19 protein-coding genes are annotated in these 19,268 nt (G+C 46.0%); 4 read left to right on the forward strand and 15 right to left on the reverse strand.

Annotated features, from left to right (window positions below; genetic code table 11):
• Positions 1-213: 213 nt before the first annotated feature.
• From QUA58_RS03320 to QUA58_RS03335, 4 genes are all read right to left on the reverse strand, one after another.
• Positions 214-1,146 carry a hypothetical protein gene (locus tag QUA58_RS03320; RefSeq protein WP_333393028.1) on the reverse strand — a complete coding sequence of 311 codons (933 nt, stop codon included), beginning with the start codon at positions 1,144-1,146 and terminating at the stop codon, positions 214-216.
• Between the two features lie 191 nt (positions 1,147-1,337).
• The gene (locus tag QUA58_RS03325) at positions 1,338-2,513 is read right to left on the reverse strand and encodes an ATP-grasp domain-containing protein (RefSeq protein WP_333253106.1); all 1,176 of its coding nucleotides are present in this window, start codon (positions 2,511-2,513) and stop codon (positions 1,338-1,340) included.
• Between the two features lie 22 nt (positions 2,514-2,535).
• Positions 2,536-3,597 carry a DMT family transporter gene (locus QUA58_RS03330; RefSeq protein WP_333393030.1) on the reverse strand — a complete coding sequence of 354 codons (1,062 nt, stop codon included), beginning with the start codon at positions 3,595-3,597 and terminating at the stop codon, positions 2,536-2,538.
• Between the two features lie 268 nt (positions 3,598-3,865).
• Positions 3,866-4,366, reverse strand: a complete 501-nt coding sequence (locus QUA58_RS03335) for a thioesterase family protein (protein ID WP_333253110.1) — start codon at positions 4,364-4,366, stop codon at positions 3,866-3,868.
• A 141-nt stretch (positions 4,367-4,507) separates the two neighbouring features.
• Between QUA58_RS03335 and QUA58_RS03340 the strand changes: the two genes are divergently transcribed.
• Positions 4,508-5,359, forward strand: a complete 852-nt coding sequence (locus QUA58_RS03340; protein ID WP_333393031.1) for a universal stress protein — start codon at positions 4,508-4,510, stop codon at positions 5,357-5,359.
• Positions 5,360-5,479: 120 nt separating this feature from the next.
• Here the strand turns inward: QUA58_RS03340 and psbM are convergent, their stop codons facing one another.
• From psbM to QUA58_RS31450, 5 genes are all read right to left on the reverse strand, one after another.
• Positions 5,480-5,593, reverse strand: a complete 114-nt coding sequence (gene psbM / locus QUA58_RS03345) for a photosystem II reaction center protein PsbM (RefSeq protein ID WP_015177760.1) — start codon at positions 5,591-5,593, stop codon at positions 5,480-5,482.
• A gap of 227 nt (positions 5,594-5,820) precedes the next feature.
• Positions 5,821-6,117: a 2Fe-2S iron-sulfur cluster-binding protein gene (locus QUA58_RS03350; protein WP_333083505.1), complete on the reverse strand. Its 297-nt coding sequence runs from the start codon at positions 6,115-6,117 to the stop codon at positions 5,821-5,823.
• Positions 6,118-6,263: 146 nt separating this feature from the next.
• Positions 6,264-8,159, reverse strand: a complete 1,896-nt coding sequence (locus QUA58_RS03355) for a TolC family protein (protein ID WP_333253116.1) — start codon at positions 8,157-8,159, stop codon at positions 6,264-6,266.
• A gap of 140 nt (positions 8,160-8,299) precedes the next feature.
• Positions 8,300-9,685, reverse strand: a complete 1,386-nt coding sequence (locus QUA58_RS03360) for a TIGR03279 family radical SAM protein (protein ID WP_333393032.1) — start codon at positions 9,683-9,685, stop codon at positions 8,300-8,302.
• A gap of 441 nt (positions 9,686-10,126) precedes the next feature.
• A complete protein-coding gene (locus QUA58_RS31450; protein WP_445301859.1) occupies positions 10,127-10,231 on the reverse strand; it encodes a hypothetical protein in 105 nt (34 codons plus the stop codon).
• A gap of 356 nt (positions 10,232-10,587) precedes the next feature.
• Between QUA58_RS31450 and QUA58_RS03365 the strand changes: the two genes are divergently transcribed.
• Complete coding sequence (locus QUA58_RS03365; protein WP_333393033.1) at positions 10,588-10,824, forward strand: hypothetical protein; 237 nt, start codon at positions 10,588-10,590, stop codon at positions 10,822-10,824.
• 278 nt (positions 10,825-11,102) lie between these two features.
• Here QUA58_RS03365 and QUA58_RS03370 read toward each other — a convergent pair whose 3' ends face one another.
• The 5 genes from QUA58_RS03370 to QUA58_RS03390 all read right to left on the reverse strand — a co-directional run bounded on the left by QUA58_RS03370 (position 11,103) and on the right by QUA58_RS03390 (position 15,241).
• A complete protein-coding gene (locus tag QUA58_RS03370; protein ID WP_333253123.1) occupies positions 11,103-11,324 on the reverse strand; it encodes a hypothetical protein in 222 nt (73 codons plus the stop codon).
• 27 nt (positions 11,325-11,351) lie between these two features.
• Positions 11,352-13,910, reverse strand: coding sequence for a sigma 54-interacting transcriptional regulator (locus QUA58_RS03375; RefSeq protein ID WP_333393034.1), 2,559 nt, complete (start codon positions 13,908-13,910; stop codon positions 11,352-11,354).
• A gap of 154 nt (positions 13,911-14,064) precedes the next feature.
• The gene (locus tag QUA58_RS03380; protein WP_333393035.1) at positions 14,065-14,403 is read right to left on the reverse strand and encodes a hypothetical protein; all 339 of its coding nucleotides are present in this window, start codon (positions 14,401-14,403) and stop codon (positions 14,065-14,067) included.
• Positions 14,404-14,418: 15 nt separating this feature from the next.
• Complete coding sequence (locus tag QUA58_RS03385) at positions 14,419-14,676, reverse strand: hypothetical protein (protein ID WP_333393036.1); 258 nt, start codon at positions 14,674-14,676, stop codon at positions 14,419-14,421.
• 433 nt (positions 14,677-15,109) lie between these two features.
• On the reverse strand, positions 15,110-15,241 hold the full coding sequence (locus QUA58_RS03390) for a hypothetical protein (protein ID WP_333393037.1): 132 nt from the start codon (positions 15,239-15,241) through the stop codon (positions 15,110-15,112).
• A 140-nt stretch (positions 15,242-15,381) separates the two neighbouring features.
• Between QUA58_RS03390 and QUA58_RS03395 the strand changes: the two genes are divergently transcribed.
• Positions 15,382-16,296 carry a tetratricopeptide repeat protein gene (locus QUA58_RS03395; RefSeq protein ID WP_333393038.1) on the forward strand — a complete coding sequence of 305 codons (915 nt, stop codon included), beginning with the start codon at positions 15,382-15,384 and terminating at the stop codon, positions 16,294-16,296.
• A 180-nt stretch (positions 16,297-16,476) separates the two neighbouring features.
• The gene (locus QUA58_RS03400) at positions 16,477-17,679 is read left to right on the forward strand and encodes a tetratricopeptide repeat protein (RefSeq protein ID WP_333393039.1); all 1,203 of its coding nucleotides are present in this window, start codon (positions 16,477-16,479) and stop codon (positions 17,677-17,679) included.
• Positions 17,680-18,117: 438 nt separating this feature from the next.
• Here QUA58_RS03400 and QUA58_RS03405 read toward each other — a convergent pair whose 3' ends face one another.
• Positions 18,118-19,020: an undecaprenyl-diphosphate phosphatase gene (locus QUA58_RS03405; RefSeq protein ID WP_333256095.1), complete on the reverse strand. Its 903-nt coding sequence runs from the start codon at positions 19,018-19,020 to the stop codon at positions 18,118-18,120.
• Positions 19,021-19,268: the final 248 nt, after the last annotated feature.

The following is a 19,268-nucleotide window of genomic DNA, read 5'->3' on the forward strand; positions in this document are numbered from 1 at the left end:
CTTGAGGTGTGATTTTTTAACATTTTACCTGTTTCTAAACTAAGTATAAATACTTACTTCCTTAATGGGATGCTCCCTATTTCTCAACCTGAAATTGATTTAATGATGAAGGTAAATCCCGCTCGATTGTTAGGAATTTAGGAGTAAATATGATGTCCGATTGCCTAAATATTCTCCTGTTTGTACTGAGGATTTCTTTCCTTTGATTTCTACTCAAGTAGGCTCTACTTCAGGTTCTGGAGATTCTCGATCGCCCGCTGGGGAGTTTGTTGGCAATTCTGATAGCTGCGAATTTAGCTGCAAACGTTCTTGATAAACGATTTCTAAATGATTTTCTAATTCCGCTACTTGAGATTGCAGTTGATTTTGAGCCTGATTAGCTGTATCGATTTGGCTTTGAAATTCCGATATTTGAGAGTAAAGGTACGATCGCTCTCTGTTAGCTGTTTCTAACTGGGATTGCAGTGGCGATCGCTCTGCTACGCCTAATTCCAGTTGAGCTTGCAAACCCGACAGTTGAGACTGAAGTTGCTGCCGCTCTTCAATCGAGCGATCGAACTTAATTTGAATTTCCGACAACTGGTACTGTACCTGCAACCTGCTTTGGCTAGCCGTTTCCAACTGACTCTCAAATTCCGACAGCAGAGCGTGAAATTGAGAACGTTCTGCATCCACCGTCTCTAACTCTGCTTGCATTTCCAGCAATTGAGCGTTAAGTTGCGATCGATCCTGCTCCGCAACTTCTAACTGATATTGAAGTTCTGCCACTTCTGCTAACTGCGACTCAGCTTGTTGAGCATTTTCTAACTGCAACTCAGCAATCAGAGCATCAATTTGCGATCGCTCCTGGGCAATTCCTCCCAAAACTTCTTCCATTTCCGACACTCGATTATTTAAAAAATCTTGCTCGCGAGTCACTGTTTCCAACCGATTTTGCAACTGGGACAATTCAGAATTTAGCTGATTTTCATTCTGCACCTTTTGCCGCAATTCCGAATTTCTGGCATCCAACTGAGCCGCCAAATTCGATATAGCCTCCTGCGAACCATGCATCCGCACCAAATTGCGCGAATTTCGCTTATTCAAAATTAGCCAGCAGACTAAGGCCCCGCCTCCAAATCCTATTAATAAAAGTAATGCTTCCATTTGTTCTATCTAATTGATATAAATTGAGTAATCTTGATGCTTGCCCAAAAAATGGACAGCAACAAATCGCTATCTTACTCAAAGCTATCACAACTTGCAAGCCTGTATTAACTTGGTTCAACAATTTATATTTATTTACAAATACCTTTTGTTTACAGGTAAGGTGCGCCATCCGCACCCTGCAAGCCCAATTAATGCAGCAAATCCACAATATGAGGAATAATTTCGATATGCTGAGTCAACAAATAATCCAACCTATCCGCCAATAAACTAAAAATTAAATCGTTATAACTCATCCCGTATTCCGCCAAACCTAAAGCTACCAAACTCGTCACATTTTTCCCTGGATGTTTCAGATCCGGTTTCGGATTTGCTTCCAAAACATAAAGCGAGCCATCAGCATCACTTCGGACATCAATCCGCACCAAACTATTCAAACTAAACTCCCAATAAATTTTTCTAGCTAACTCAATTAACTTTTGTTTGAGTTCCGGTTCCTCGCTCCCCATCAACCGTCCTCGATCGGCCGTAATCGCTTTTTTATCCATAGAAGTAAAGATGCGTTCGTCAGACTCTAGCACCCGCTCGATTGTCGAAAAAGCAAATGGTTTTGTATTTTTATCAAATCTGCCTTTAGCATAAGTAACATAGCCGCAAACCGCTACACAAAATTCTCGTCCCGGCAAATACTTCTCAATTAAAGCAGTATTGTGAGTGTCTCGGTGAACTTCCGAAACTGCCTGAGACAAACCCTCAATTTTGTCTACAAAATGAACGTGCAGCGAAGCGCGGCCGGATACTGGTTTAACAACAAAAGGCCCTGGATAATCCCCGAAAGCAATGGCAAAACGCTCGTGCAAATTAGGATGCAAAATCCCTTGAGAAGGATGCCAATTCATAAACGGAGCGGTTTTAATTCCGACTGATTGCAGTTCCCGTTTAAAAGCGTGTTTGTTATCTAAAGTTGAACTGTTTAAAGGATTGTGACCGACATAAGGCATTCCCAACATTTCCAACAAAGCGGGAGTGTGACAAACAGGATTGTAGCCCTGGACTCCGCCAGTATTCAGCCACACTAAATGGATGTTGTTTTGTTTGAGTTGTTCCGGCAAGTTCATGTCGTCAGGCATGACAAAGACTTGCTGAAAGCCAATTTCTGCTAAGGCTTTAACAATCTCACGGGCGACTACTTCGTAACTCTTCCAAGCGCGGGGATTGTGAGTTTTGTAAATCACAGAACCAGGGCGATCGCAGTCGCCGCCGAACACCACAGCGATCCGCAATTTAGCAAACATTACCTCCAAATATTGAGGCAGCAAACTAAAGTCATAATGCCAGCGATTTATGCCAATTGATGTTGCAACCATTTAAGTTTTTTTCCTGTGTATTTTATTTTTTATCTGCAGAACGGCTAGATTTTGCCAAATATATTCCCGCCAAAACTACGGAGAAAGCAAACCAATTAAACAAGCTCAAACTTTCCGCAAACAGCACCCAGGCAATAATCGCAGTAATCACGGGTTCTAGGAGCAGGAAAAGAGCGACAAATCCCGACGACAAACGACCGAGACTGTGGATGAGCAGTCCCTGACCGAAAGCTTGACAAATCACCGCCAAACCAATTACAGCCAGCCATCCTTGCCAAGAATAAGGAAAAACTCGATCGCCCGCCAGCACAACCAGTGGCAAAACCAAGATACTGCCAATAAAACAGCGCCACATCAATATAGTTGTCGCCGGAAACTTCGTTCGCAAATGTTCTGCAATCAGCAGATTTCCTGCATAAAACATCGCTGATAAAAGAGCAGCTATGTCGCCGAAAAGAGTGTCTCCTGCAGTTTGCAAATCGTCCATGCCGATCGCAATTGCACCAGACAAAGCCACCGCCAGTCCCACCAAAAACCTGTTGTCAAAGCGCCGCCCCAACAGCAGCCATCCCCCCAAAGTAGTAAATAAAGGAGTTAAGTTTCGCAGTACAGTAGAATTAGCGACATTAGTCTGAGTCAGTGACCATGCCCAGAAACCCAAAGAAGCAGAAGAAACCACGCCTACCGCTGTTAACAGCATCACATCCTGCAGAGTGTAGCTCGATCGCTCTTCAACTTGTGCCCCAGACATTCGGCGGCGCGCAGCATCAGCACCATTCCATAGTCCAAATACTACAGTTGCTATCCACAAACGGTTAAAAACAGTAGCATTCGGGCTGATTTCCCGTTCGCTCAACCTAATAAAAATCGCAGCCAGCGACACCGCTAGCAGCGCCGCCGACAGCGAAACGAGCGCCCAAATTTTGCCTTGACTGTCAGCTAATTCACCGTTTTTTAAACTGTCTGGCTTTCCCGAAACAAGAGTTTTGTCTTCAGTTGTTAAGGCAGAGTTTAACTCGGTTTTTTCCAAAACATTGCGCTGAATTTCAATATTTGGCTCTGGCAATCCCAGTTTTCTTGACATTATTAAAAGTTCCAATGAAGGCATAAGGCAGTTGTGTAGAGTGCGTGAACAAATAATATTTGGGCGGCGAAGGGAGTGACTCAAAAGTCACGCACTCTACTTACTAGGGCTGTACCAACTATTTTTTATAGTTATAGCAACCGCCACATCGGTAAGGACAGAAATAAGCTCATGAATAGATCCCTGATCCTTGTAGCATCAACGGTTTGATGCCCGTCTAAAAACTGTCAACTGTCAACTGTCAACTGTCAACTGCTATAACAGCAGCTTAGGTTGAAGGTTTAACAGAAAGCCTTGTCAAAGCCTCCTTTAGTGCCGGCGGCAATTGCCGGATAATCTTGCCCTTGTCACGATCGACACCAACCAAAGTTACCTGTGCTGTCACATATAACTCCTGAGTATCAGCCGATCGAATTTCGTAATCCCAAAGCAGCCTCACGCCCTCGGTAGCAGCGATCCGCGTTCTGACTGCCACAGATTGACCCATTTGTACAGCCCGGTGGTAGCGCAGCGAAAGTTCCACCACTGGCAATTCCAAACCCTGCGCCACCCAGTCTGCATACTCGATGCCAAGAGAGCGCAAACTTTCCACCCTAGCTTCTTCCATCCAAGCAATATAAGTCCCGTGCCAAACCACACCGCTGTAGTCAGTATGGTGAGGGTACACTCGCACCAAATATTCAAACCAGCCCTCAGAGTCCATCCCGCGCCGATTTTGAATAGCACCAGCCGGTGCGAGTTCTGGTTGAGTTCGATCGTTCTCTAACACGTTACAAATTGTTCCAAAACGCTACATTTCTACAAATCATAAAGCAAAGTTCAGGCTTATGCTGGACATTAACTAGCTAGAGTACCAACGCCCTAGTTTAACGTCGCACAAGAAAACTCAACTGTTTTTACCGCCAAAACCATGATAGAAAAAATTTTAGTAGCCGTCGCCGGTCGCGGCTTGTGCGAAGAGATGTTTAATATGTTGATGGACATCCCTTCCTTGCAACAAACCTCTGTCACCGTCTTGCACGTCGTGCCGCCCCAAGTAACATCCGATGGCATGGCCGAGAAATTGGAAGAAGGAGGCAAGATTTTAGCACAAGCAGTCCAGTCTTTGAAAATAGATCCCAGCAAAGTCAACCCGCGGCTCAAACAGGGAGACCCGAAAACCACAGTTTGCCAAGTCGCAGAAGAAGAACAATCCGACTTAGTAATTATGGGTTCCCGGGGACTCGGACGGCTGCAATCGATTTTGGAAAACTCTGTCAGCCAGTACGTTTTCCAGCTAACATCCCGACCGATGTTGTTAGTAAAAGACGACATCTACGTCAAAAAAATCAAGCGCGTCATGGTGGCGGTAGACAAATCAGAAGCTGCCAAACAGTCATTAGAGCTTGCGCTATCTTTGGTTAAAGAAGTCAGCGGCGGAGAGATAATTTTAGTACACGTCACCAAAGATTTGACGGGAAAAGCCAGCGAAGATTTAACAGGAAGTGCTGAAAAAGACCCCGTATTAGCTCCGGCAGTAGCACTAACCAAACAAATGGGAGTTAGCTACCGCTGCGTGAGTGCTACAGGCAAGCCAGGGGAAGAAATTTGTCGGATTGCAGACGACTTGAATGCCGACTTGTTGGTAATCGGTTCCCCCGATCGGCGACCCAACGTTGCCAAAAACTTTGTGGATATCGATCGACTCCTGGGAAATTCGCTATCAGACTACGTGCGAGTTTATGCCAACTGTCCCGTCTTGCTAGCCCGCACAGTCGGCTAGAATCTCATCGTTAAGAGTTAGCAGCTAACACTCAACAGTTAATAAAAAAAGCGCCTCAGCAAAAAGCTGTTGGCGCTTTTTTTTGCAAGCAGCAAAGCCAGACAGAAATAGCAGCAGTTGCTAATCTTTTCTACCTTGACGGCTAGCAGTTTGAATGTACAGAATGATTAGAAAAACACTGGGAACCAATACAAACAGAATGGTTGCCACAAACCCTAAATCGTTAACTTCCATGAAGACGCTCGCCTCTATCGGAAAATAGAAAAACACACACAACTAGGATATCACTCAAAGGCAAAAGGCAAACTCGAATACAGAAGTACATCAGCAGAAGGCAGTAGTAGACAGTGGAATAGGAAAAAAATCAAAATTCAGAATCCAAGAATTTTTATTTCCTTCTGCCCTATGCCCTATGCCCCATGCCCTATACCCCATGCCCTATGCCCCATGCCCACCGGCAGTTAAGGTTTAGTCTTCACGCTCACCTGGCCGTTGACCATAGCTTGACAAGCCAACCGATAGTTTTCGGGCTTTTTCTTGAGCTTGCGGTTCTCAAAGTCAGTGCGGGGCGACAGATTTTCACTGCCCTCGACAATTTCCACAATGCAGGTGCCGCATTGACCAATGCCCCCGCAATTCATCATCTTTCCCGAAAATGTGTACAAATCGATGCGGTTTTCTAGAGCTTTGAGCCTCAAATTGGCCCCGTCTGCTGCGATGACTTCCTGATTTTCCTTTACAAACTTGATATTGGCCATTGCCGATCCCTTAACGCAGTTGACATGGAACTCTATTACAAAATATTAACTAATGTGTCGGACGTTTAATACCCGATGTCTAATTGCCTTTGTGATTAAAGGTCGTGAAACCTAGCTATCCCGTAGGAAATCGCCCCAACTCAATCTCAAGGAGCATCCGAGAGGTTATTCGTCGGGAGATTGCTCACAGCCCGCTGGATAGACGAAAGTCCCAGGTTGTAGGTGACAATTGCCGACAATCGGTTTCTCTCAGCCCTAGTCAAATCAGTTTCCGCCTGAATGACATCCGTCTGAGTACCCACCCCAGCTTGAAAGCGCAGTCTGGCCAAACGCAGAGCTTCCCTTGATTGCAAAACCCCCGCCTCAGAAGTTTCGATATTCTCAAAACTCGACTCTAAGCCATAATAAGCTTGTTCCACTTCCCGGCGCACCTGATTGCGGAGTTGGTCGAATCGACTTTCGGCGATTGTAATATCAGCATCCCGCTGTTTTACCCTGGCGTTCGCCGCGCCCCCATCGAAGATACTCCAAGTCAGACTCGCCCGGATCGAATAACCATCGGCCCAGCCGCGAGCAGCAAACGGATCGGGGTTATCAGGGTCTTGTCCCAGTACGTTGTAACTACCCCCAACACTCAGTTGAGGCAAACGCCCCGCCTGAATCGATCGCCTCTGCTGATTGCTGATATCCCTCTGTACCAACTGCTGTTCCAACTCGGGGCGATTCCTAAAAGCCTGCACGATACTTTCTTCCAAAGACAGCCTCCAAGGTGCGGCTTGCTCTACCGGGTCAGCCGCTGTCAAGTTCGCCGACTGGCTGATATTCAAAATCTCAGCCAGACGCCGCTGGGCCACTCGCTGGTCACGACGGGCCAATGACAGTTGTTGCTGTTCGTTAGCCAAATTTGCCTGAGCCTGCAACACAGCAAACCGGGTTCCGACCCCTGCCCGTTCCAGGGCTTCGGCATCCCGCAAACTTTGCTCGGCATTTCTGACCGAAGCTTGGCGGATGGCAACTTGTCCGTCCGCGTTTTGCAAGGTGTAGTAAGCCTCAGCAGTGTCGAAGCGCAGTTCCTCGGCTTGGCGTTCCACATCCAGTTCCCGAAGGCGCACCTGTTCCTCTGCCGCGCGGATGTTAGCGCGCCGCCTTCCGAACAAATCGATGTCATAGTTCAACTGCAAAGTGCTGTTGAGACTGTTGTTGCCGAAATTTGTGCCGGCTTGCTCGGCGGGCTGCCCGGTTCGGTTAGCCAGAGCGTTGAGGCGGCGCTGTCCAGCCCGGATTCCGAGTTCTCCGCCGGCACTCACAGACCGGCTGGCGTCCATTTGAAAATTCAGGTCTGGATAAAGAGCAGCTTGCTGTTCGCGCAAAGCGGCTCTGCTTTGTTCCACTTGCTGTCCGGCGATTTGCAAAACTTGGCTGTTGCGGCGGGCGAGGTCGATCGCTTGCTGCAAGGTAATTGACTCAGTTTGCTCGATCCTGACATCCTCCGGCTTTGTCGGAAACAGCAGCGGATTCGGGTTGGGTTCCAGGGAAGTCGGAGGCTTGGTATCTAAAATGCCCCTCGGAGGCACAGGGGGGAAACTTTCGTTGGGAGTGCCCCGGAGAATGGGTACCGGGGAACTGGGCACAGGAACATTGTTGGGAGGGTTCGGGGAAGGCTGCTGAACCTCTGTCGGTTCCAAACCTCTTAGTGGTGTGGAACCGCCCTGAGACAGAGTTGATGGGGAAGCCGGAGCAGCCTGTTGAGGCTTTGATGCTTGCTCGGGCCCGGTTGCGGAAGTTGATGCGATATTCGCTCCCCCTTGCTGCGGAGACTCGGAGGTTTGCGGGTTAAGGGCGATCGACTGTTCGGGATCTGAGGCTGATTCTGGCGCTTTGTTCGAGGTCGATCGAACCTTCTGCCCTAATTCGAGCTGATTGAAGCGGGGGGAACTGTCCAGAGATTGAGCCGGGGGCTGTGCTGAAGCACTCTGTGCGGCGTTGCTGAAAGTAATTGCAGCGCCCACTCCGACTACGATAATTTGACGAAAAACACGCATAATTTTTTAATTACTCTGCAATCCTAGAGACAATTTTAGAGCAAGATTGAGGTCTCAAGTTTCTAGTCTGTAGCCTGAACTCGACGGTTACAAGTCACAATTACCCTACTCATCTTAACTTTTGAATGTTCGATCGACATTTACAATTGAACTTCAGCATTTGCCAGACCGATCGCCGCCGAGATTAGTTCCTCTACGCCACTCACCGGCAAAATCCGGGTTTTGAGCGAGTTTTCGAGCTGTTCTAGGGTCATATCATCGAGAAAACGCGGTTCACCCTGTTTTAGCATCACCGAGGGCAGCAAGATGCCATCTCCCAAGTCTCGCCCCTGCAAAGCTTCGAGCAAATCTTGCCCGGTGAGCAAACCCGTGACAGTGATAGTTTGTCCCCAGTAGCGGCTGGAGAGTGCTGCCATATTGACAGACAAGCCTGGAATCTGGTTGAGTTGTTGTGCGATCGGCTCAAAAGCTTTTTCAACAGCATTTCCCACCACCCAAACCAACCTACGAGGTGGAATAACCGGCAGCGGTTGCAGCTTAGCAAAAGCCGCTTCAAACTGCCCAATAAACTGGCGAATCGAACCCACACCATTACCAATTTGGGGATAATCCTCATAATCTGCCGCCGACGGCAAATCTAAACCAGCGATTAAAAACCACTCATCAGCCAGCCAAATACAGCGCGATTTTGAACTCTTTTTCTTAGTTTTTCCGCCACCTTTTCCCTGACTCAAAACCCCTTGAATTTTCTGCACTTGCGCGATGACTTCCCGCGCTTTTTCGGCAGTTACAGCAATTAATTCATCTGCCGCAGGGCGAAAGCGAGTTAAACCCACCGGCACCACAGCCACCGATGCCACAGCCGGGATATTTCCGGTATGAAACTTTGCCAAATCTAACAAAGTCCGTTCCAAATGTTCGCCATCATTAATTCCCGGACAAACAACAACTTGAGCATGAATTTGCAAACGGCGCTCTTGAAACCATTTAATTTGTTCGAGAATCTTCCCAGCCCGAAAATTTTTCAACAAGCGAATTCGCACATCCGGTTCCGTAGCGTGCACGGAAACGTAGAGAGGAGAAAGCCGCATTTGTTCGATTCGGTTCCACTCTTTTTCAGTCAAATTAGTGAGAGTGAGATAGCTGCCATAAAGAAAGCTGAGGCGATAGTCATCATCTTTGAAATAAAGAGTTTCGCGCTTTCCCGAAGGTTGCTGGTCAATAAAGCAAAAAGGGCAGCGGTTGTTACACTGAATTAGTCCGTCGAAGAGGGCGGTTTCAAATTCCACACCCAAGTCTTCGTCATACTCTTTTTCTATTTCTAACTTGTGAGTTTTGCCTTTGGTATCTAAAACTTCTAGTTCGAGAAATTCATCGGCGCACAGAAATTGATAGTCGATTAAGTCGCGGGGTTTTTGGCCGTTAACGGCGACGATGGAGTCTCCGGGTTCAAATCCCATTTCGGCGCAGATGCTGTCGGGGATAACTTTGGTAATTCTGGCTGGTTTGGTTGAGGATTCGCTCATAGGATCGCGAGAAAATTTTGAGAGGTTTAATAAAGTATTTTTAAGAGACTTTTTGTATACTTGAACCTGTAAATAGAATTATAATACTATCTCCCCTACACCTGGATCTGCAACACAATTATAAGTTAGCACCCATCAGTCACGCTACCACGAATCTCGCGCCCTACAGGTGCTTTTCCTGCCGAAGCGCCTTCAAGAGACCAAGTGTCCTAGCTGTCGCGGCCAAGCGATTCGGATGGATGTTTGCTTCCGTCGGCGGAAGAAATCAGATCGCAAGCAATAGGCTATGGTACGCTTCTGGATCGAACGTGGGTTTGTTTTTCAAAAGGTCGATCGCCGGGAAGCCTACCCCGAGAAGCTCGATCGAGCGAAAGCCTTTGTGGTTCAATTCAAATAGCAAGGGCTGATCGACAGCACAATAAAAACGCCCCCACAGGCCGCCTACGCCCGCCCAAAAGTAGCAGTTTGCAGTGTGGGAAGCACGCCGTAAACCCCCAAAATAACTATCCCGATGACAGCTAACCAAGGGCTTTTGCTTTCACGCAACCACAGCTAAAACACTTGCCCACAGGCGATTTCGCAGATTCTCGCTCATGCACAAAACCACAAAGATTGGATCAATTGCATCATATTATGTGCGATCGAATGCCTTGTGGCTAAAATTGAATCATTGATTTTTCCTGTGGCTTACTGTAATGGATAAGGCTAAAACTTACATTGGCAAATTAAAACCGCGATATTCCTTCATCCTCAACCCGTATCCCGATATCAGGTTGAGCAAATGTCCGAAGTGTCAAAAACTGACACATCTGCGGAAATTTGCTTTGTTTATCTCGATTAAGGGCGTGGGGCCAATAATACAGGGAAAAACCTGTCGCTACTGCTCGAAATGCGAGTTGATTATGGCGCATCAAGATGAATTGGAGGCAGAATTGACGGTGGGCTTGCAGAAAATTGCACCGCAGGCGATCGGCAACGAATATTTTGTTGTCGGAACGTTCGATCAAAAGCTGTGGCAGCACCAACTCCAAAATAAAGAAAAAGAAACCGATGTGGAAAAGGACATATTCAACCATTTGGCTGACTTCAAAACAATGCTAAATTTGGAGGTTGAACCGGGAGGTTGGCATCGAAACTAGATATTCGATTTTGGGAGTTGCTGGCGATCGTAAATTAGTACAATCGCTTGCCAATTTAGATGATGATTCCCACTGCTGAAGTAACTATTTTAACAGTTTCGATGCTGCCCGCAAATCTTAAAATCATCCCATCATGTCTGGTAGGTTGACGAATTTAAGATTAGTTTGTAGTGCGGACTAAAGTCCGCAACTTGGAGCGGACTTTAGTCCAGCCGACTCATAGGATTATAACAAAAAGACTCAAGCATCTGGTTCTTCAGAAGTTGTGCGAAACCCTCCTAAAGTTGAGAAAGGGGTAATGTTTGTCCAGTTATGGCTTGCTGCCAAGATTGGCGAAAGCTTGCTGCTGAAAAATCTGTATCTTCTTCTGTTGTTGCAGCTTCAGTTTCCAGAGAATGGGTGCGTTGGATAATACCGGATAGTGTTTTGAGTAGTTCAAGCTGTTCTGTCAATGACAGTGACTGAGCAAGATCGATCGCTTGTTGAAGTTGTGAAGTCATAGCAAATCCTCCTTGTTTTATTTTACATTAGTTTCCTACGATCGCATACCACAAACTCACCATGAGGCACAAACTCGCTAAATGCTGAGGAATCAAAGATTTAATCGATCGCTTAGCAATTTGTTGAGTCACAAATATCGTCACCAACAATGAGACAATCAAAGTAAAACCTTGCAAAAAACTAATCACCGCTGGATCTCCTACAAAACTCGGCAAATCATCTCTAATTTGTCCGAAAGTGGCAAAAGTTACCGGAAGCACTCGCCCGCCTTCCTGCAAACCCAATCGCCAATAATGAGCCAAACTACCGCCCCAGACTAGGGGGAGATATCCGTAGGCAAGAGAGACAAATGAGAGAGGTTTATAGGTTGTAAATGGAATAGTTTTTGCTTGTCCCAATCGGTAAATTGCCTGCATGACGGCATAAGCTACTAACGGAATCAGCGGCGGGATAATTAACACCGCTAGCGACATTCCTAAATGAGGTAAAAATTGCTCTAAATTGATACCTAGCCCCAACAAACTATCGATTTCCGGTAAGCGATGGAGATAGATACCGCCTAATAAGAGAAATAACAAGGCAACTTCATAACTGTGAGGAACGTGGGTTGTCCATAATTCGATTCCCGGAGGGCGCACATTTAATTCTACCGATCGATGGGGACAAGCTTTTAAGCAAGTCATGCACAAGACGCAATCTTTATTATCAGTTAATTGGGCCGGATGGGAATAAATTGGACATCCATTAGTGGTTAATCCTTCCCCCAAGCCCGGGCCGCCTTTATAGCATTGGTAGGTGGTGCATTCCGCCGCGCAGGTTCCTTGTTGGGCGCGCAATTCGATGATTGAAAGTTTAGCAAATAATCCATTCATCCCTCCGATGGGGCATAAATATCGACACCAAAGCCGCCTTTCAAAAATTACCGAAAAAATTACCGCGCCCGCCGTAATTAGCAATAACAAACAACTGGATAAATAGGCGGTATTTTCTAAATTCCACAACTCTTCCCAGAGAAAGATTAGGGTAAATAGTCCGAATAGAAACCAACCACCCCATTTTTCGGCTAATTGGCGCGGCCATTTTTTGAGAGTTCGCGGGAAAAATTTTAGCGATAGTTTTTGGACGATTTCCCCATAAATCATAAAAGGGCAAAAGGCACACCACAATCGCCCGACGAGGGGGAATAATAATAACATCAACGGCCACCACCACGCCCAAAAAATATTGAGAGCAAAATTATGCTCTCTATCTTGGGGAGCAACAAATAGGATGATTACTACTAATGCAAATACCCAACTGGTAAACCAATAATTCACGCGATCGGGATACCAATCACTCCGTAAAAATTGCCTAAATTTAGGATAGATATTTAATAAATTCAGGCGAAATTTTTGTTTTTTCGCCGCCTGGGCCCAAAATACTTCTTCGGTTAGTACCTGACTTCCCTGGGCTTGAACTAAAGCGCGATCGACCATTCCCTGCAATTCCTGTAAATTACCTGGAAAATCGTAGGTTTGCAAGCGGCGAATTGCTTCCGGTGTGACTTGGGGCTTGACTAATTTCTTTTGGCGACCAAGAATATTGAGATAATAGTTGACTTGTGCCTCTAAATCTGTTTTTCGCACCCGCAAGGATGGGACTTTAATCTTGTGTTGTGTCAGCTTATCTAGCTTGGGCTGCACAATTTCTGAGATTAAAATAATGCGGGCATTAGTAGAACGCGGTGGCGGTGGTATTTGTCCTTCTCTGACTACTAGGGTATAGGTTCCCTCGGTTAATAATTGCTGAATTTGGGGGCATAATTGAGCGGGTAATTCTTGCACGTCATTGAAAATTAACGTCCCTTCGCCCAACCATTCCAACAATCCCGGTTTGCCGCCCAAACGCCCGAATAATTCCGCTCCATTAGCCTGAAGCAAGGCACTTTTGATCTGAATAACTGGTTCGTTGCGGCGGTGGGAACCGAAATGAATTAAAGCAGCTAAATTATCTTTTTCTAAACCAGGTTCGCCAGAGATTAATACCGATCGATTGTCACTCGATGCTGTGCGAATTTGTTGGCGCAATTTCACTGCATAACGGCTATTTCCAATTACTCCGCGTTTCGCCCTTGGTACTAAATAGGTGCGGAGTGCGTTTTGACGCTCTCTTTCGTAGGCGATTTCTGATTCTAGCTGCTCTAATTTCGCAGCCAAGCGTTGAGCGTAGGCTTCGGTGATGCGTGGATATCTTTCTAGCAAACTGCGCCAGCGTGAGGCACTAATTACCCAAAATTGACATTCTGTACGGGCAATAATTCGACTATCTGCCGGTTGCGATCGCTGGAGGGCGGATAAATTGACGATCGCCCCCGGTAACAAACTACTCCCCCACATTAAGCCCGGTTGTTTGCGCCGGTAGCGATCGGCTTGTCCTCTTTCTAGGATGTAGAGATTGGTGACGGGCGTATCTTCGATTACCACTCGAAATCCCGTGGGAAAAGTTGCCATTTCCATTTCCAGGGCGATCGCCTGTAAAATGTCGCGGGATAATATGCCTAATTCGGTGTTCGATTCGAGCCAGTTAACTAATTTTTCGGTAGACATCGCTTAGCCTCGGCGAAAGCCGAATCGTGGTGGTTGGTGTAAAATATATATTTTTGTGCTACATCAATATTAACTGCTGGGAACGACTAGCATTTTGAGTTTGAGTGTGGTGTTAATTTTCTGTCTTCAGCATAGCCGATCGACACTCCCCGCTCTAATATATTTTTTCTGCACGTCCTCCTGCAATCTGCACATTAAAAGTGATTCCCGATCGCCCAGGCTGCCATCGGAGTTGCACCGCTTGCCGTATCCATTGTGCTACATCAGAGGGTTTTGCTGGTAATTCACAGTTAGTTGTACTCCTATCTTGAGGATGAGGTCGATCGGTGATGATAACTAAAACCGAACCCCGTTTTTCAGCGTGTTCGACACCAACATGAAGATTTCCGCAACCGTAGTCTGCTTGCGTATTAGTAGCTTGTCTTCGGATTAGCCAGATGAAAGGCTCCCTATCAACAATTATTTTTCTTGTTCCTTTTTTCGGTATTGACATAGTTTGCTAAGCTCGTTAGCGTAAAGGTAAAAATCGCACTTGCCCTTCCCATTCTCCTTCCCGACTGCACTCAGCTATTAGCAAAATTTCCTCGATCGCCAAACCTACGGAAACACGGCGACTGACTTCAAATAACCCAGGCATTGCAAGACCTGCTTGCATTCGCTCATAGGCGAAGTTGGTCATCGTTGCTACATCGTGAATTAGTACCACGCGCCCTTGCTGCGCTGCCCATTCTAAGACAGTTGGGTCGTCTGCTTCGAGCGACCCCATATCTTGAACGCGGACAATATCAACGTCGGGATTCCGCCGCAGAATACCTCAGACAATCTGATTCTTAAAGTTCTCGTCTACCAAGAATCGCAGCATATAAAAATACCCTTTTTTGTTACGTCTTGCTAATAGACGATCGCCTATTCCAACTGGGTTAAAATGCCTTTCTGCTTCCTGATGAACTTCTGCAGCAAGACGTTGACGTTCCATCAGATAAGCGTTAACTTCGGATTGGTGTCGCAAGTAGTAGCCGATCGCAAAATAAATATCGGAAAGTTGAAGAGACGGGTACTGTTCCCTGATTTATTCTGCTGTGCATCCTTCAAGAAAAGCTTTCATTCAGTTGACAGTTGACAGTTGACAGTTGAGTGCGACCTCTACCTAGAAGGAAGAGGATTGGAGTAATGAATAGTTTTCTTTTAATTTCTCCCGATCAGGGAGAGGCTTTAAACCAATTCTTTCTGGTAATGAGTGTATCTATGGTGACGCGGGTTCTGCTAACGCGAATCACACCGTTTGCATCAGCCACCAGCGGAATTGGTTCAGCCGTAGGAACAAGTAGCATTTTGAGATTGATGGCAGTGTTAGTTTTCTCTCTTTAGGATAGCAGTTTGCTAAAGTCGATCGCCTTTGCAATCAGCATAAGTTCTGGGTTGTGAACTTAGCTGAGCTGTGACAAGATATATCAAAGATGTGGATATATTTATGAAATTCAAAATTTTGACTGGATGCGTCACAGGGTTAGTTATTTCTGTTACCACAAATGTACTTTTTTGTCAACCCAGACGTGCGGGAAATGAGAGCTTTTTTAACAGTGGTACTCTCAAATATATTAGCACTGGGATTATGAATGCAGAACCCGTGGTGTGCGCTGCTGTTAATCAAGATGATACTTGTACGAATAGGACTTTGCTATTCACCCTGAAGCAGGGGAGTGATGCTGATGCTACCTTGAAAAAACTGCCAAAAGTTGACTTAACAGTTGTAGAGTTTACCAACAGTCAAAAGTACAGCGTTGCTAAGATTTCCAACTCAGATTTGGCGGCAGGGACGAAAGCTGAGGATTTTTTTATTCTGGGTGAGGATAAGTATCAAAAAAAAGATTATAAAGGTGCTATAGCCGCTTACACTCAAGCAATTGCGCTTAATCCTAACTATGCCCAAGCCTACCACAACCGGGGAATTGCCCGCTCTAAATTAGGAGACAAGCAGGGTGCGGTAGCCGATTACAACCAAGCTTTACGAATTAATCCTAACTATGCCAAAGCCTACTACAACCGAGGAATTGCCCGCTCTGACTTAGGAGACAAGCAGGGTGCGGTAGCCGATTATAACCAAGCTTTACGAATTAATCCTAACTATGCCCAAGCCTACAACAACCGGGGACTTGCCCGCTTTAAGTTAGGAGACAAGCAGGGTGCTGTAGCCGATTACAACCAAGCTTTGCGAATTGAGCCTAACCATGTTAATGCCTACTACAACCGGGGACTGGCCCGCCGTGACTTAGGAGACAAGCCGGGTGCGATTCAAGATTTTCAGAAAGCAGCAGACTTATATCAGAAGCCAGGAGATAAAAATAATTATGCAAAAGCCATTAACATTCTTAGGAGACTTCAATAAACTGCTGCCTTACTAATCGCTATAGCCTGTTTAACACCTGACAAATCGTTTGTCCTTCCATCTGAGCGAAGTTTGTACGAGGAACCTAGCTTTGAAGTTCCTCCCAGTCGATCGCTTGCAATTAGTGTATAAAGGCGAGTATGTTTAATTTCAAAGCTATTTTCTTGCCAGGTAAAATCAATGAAAATTTTTAACAAACGGACGATCGCGTTGATTGGTGCAGTTGCAATAAGTGCGATCGCACAACCAACCCCAGTTTTTGCTATATCTGCTCAGGTTCCGAGTGCGTCTGTGGTGGCTGCGCCCAAAACTGAGGATTTCTTTATTCAGGGTGAGGAAAAATATGAAAAAGGAGATTATCAAGGCGCTATAGCGGCTTACACTCAAGCAATCGTGCTTAATCCTAATTATGCCGAAGCCTACAACGGCCGGGGAAATGCCCGCTATAGTTTAGGAGACAATAAGGGTGCTGTAGCGGATTTCAACGAAGCTTTGCGAATTAATCCTAACTATGTAGATGCCTACACCAGCCGGGGGAATGCCCGCGATGACTCAGGAGACAGCCAGGGTGCACTCGCTGATTACAACGCAGCTTTACGAATTAATCCCAACGATACCTCAGCCTACTACAACCGGGGAGTTACCCGCTCTCGTTTGGGAGACAAAAAGGGTGCACTCGCCGATTACACCGAAGCTTTGCGAAATAATCCTAACTATGCCTCTGCATACAACAACCGGGGAATGGTGCGCTCTGATTTAGGAGACAACCAGGGTGCTGTAGCGGATTTCAACGAAGCTTTACGAATTAATCCTAACTTATTAGAAGCCTACGGCAACCGGGGACTTGCCCGCTCTGAGTTAGGAGACAAGGAAGGTGCGATCCTCGATTTCAACCAAGTTTTACGAATTAATCCTAACGATGCTCTTGCTTACTATTACCGGGGGATTATCCGTTATGTTTCAGGAGACAATCAGGGAGCTGTAGCCGATTTTAACGAAGCTGTGCGAATCAATCCTAACTGGGCCGAAGCCTACACCAACCGGGGGAATGCTCGCGATGATTTAGGAGACCGTCAGGGTGCACTTGCCGATTACGATCGAGCTTTGCAAATTAATCCTAACTTTGCCGATGCCTACTTAAACCGGGGCGTTGCCCGCTCTCGTTTAGGAGACACGCAAAGTGCTTTAGCCGATTACGATCGAGCTTTGCAAATCAATCCTAACTTAGCCGGCGCCTACTTGAGCCGGGGAATTGCCCGCGCTGAAGGGGGAGACAAGCCCGGGGCGATGCAAGACTTTCAGAAAGCAGCAGACTTATTTCAGCAGCAAGGTGATAAATATAACTATGAAACAGCCCTTAACAATTTGAGGAAACTTCAATAAACTGCAAAAACTCCCCAAAGGTCGATCGCACTACTAATCGCTAACAAATAGAATACCCAGAGCCCCGACTTCCTTAAAAATTCGAGGATCTAATTAAACATTATCCGAATCCGAAACTTGATTTTTTTTGGTATTTTTCGTTACTATAGCGCGTCTGAATGAGTTATGTAAATAAAAGAAAAGTGGTCAGCTCAAATTATAGAAAAAAGGGGGAGACAAATCTTTCGCCTTCCTCCTTAACGGCACTGGCACATTTTATCTAAATCGTCCCGATCTAAATTTATTTTTAACTGCATCAATAGATTCTCTAAATTCTCTTGCTGTTGAGGTTTCAGACTTTCTTGCATTGATAACAATTTTGTAATGGGGCGTTCTATTTCTTACTTCTACCGAGAGCAGAGCGACATAAGTCGCTCCTACTGCTATCGGATTTATCTTTTAAATATTGTTCACTGCCCCACCTGCAAGCGCGGTCAAAATTGCCACGCCAAAAGCCAACCTGTACCACACAAACACCCAGGTGTTTTGAGTTTGCAGGAACTTGAGCAGCCAGGCGATTGACAAATAAGAAAACACAAATGCCGAAATTGTTCCCACTATCAAAGCTGCAACTCCAGCATCGCTGATTCCTTCTCCCAAAGCACCCTTCAATTCCACTAATCCAGCCAGAGTAATTGCCGGAATTCCCAATAGAAAAGAAAACCGCGCGGCGGCGGGTCTTTCCAATCCCATAAACAATCCTGCTGTTAGGGTAGAACCCGATCGCGAACACCCCGGAATCAAGGCTATTGCTTGAGCTAATCCCATCAAAATACCGTCTGAGACAGTTAACTTTTCATAAGTGCGATTGCGCTTGCCAATTTTTTCTGCTATTGCTAACAGTAGCGACATGACGATCGAAGCAATGGCGATGCTGGTCAAACTTCTCAGCGGCGAGTGATCAAAATCTGGAACCAATGCCTTGATTAGCAGCCCAAAAAAGAGTATAGGTATTGTTCCCAAAACCAGTGCCACCGCCATTTGAAACTCTTGCGATTTGTAGTTGCGCTTCACCACTGCTTCAATTGCACCAACAGTTATATTTGTCAAGTCTTTCCAGAAATACCAAAGCACTGCAACAATACTGCCCAACTGAATTACAGCAGTATAAGCAACCCCCGGATCGCCCCATCCAAGGGCGATCGGCACTACCTTCAAATGAGCGCTGCTGCTGATGGGCAAAAACTCTGTTAATCCTTGTACAATTCCTAAAACAATCGCCTGCAACAGATTGATTTGAGCGGGCCCGGAAACATCAGCAGCGGGCGTTTGGGCGAGGAGTGCGTCAAGCAAAGCTATCATTAGTTGTGAATTCCCAGTTGTCAGTTTCTAGTTATCAGTTGAATTTAACATCTTGCATCATTCTCAGAAGCTACAAGCTCAGCCCGCAACAAATAAATTCTATTGTGGCGCGGACACTTTCAGCCCACTCCTGAAAAGCCGATCGCAAATAGTGTTTTTGGATCAGTAGAATCACCGTGTCGATCGCTACAACAAGCAAATTATCATAGTCTATCCGACACTAGGTTAACCTACTCAGGAACATTTGC

Source organism: Microcoleus sp. N9_A1 (assembly GCF_036701795.1).
In the GTDB taxonomy this organism is placed as follows: Bacteria; Cyanobacteriota; Cyanobacteriia; order Cyanobacteriales; family Microcoleaceae; genus Microcoleus.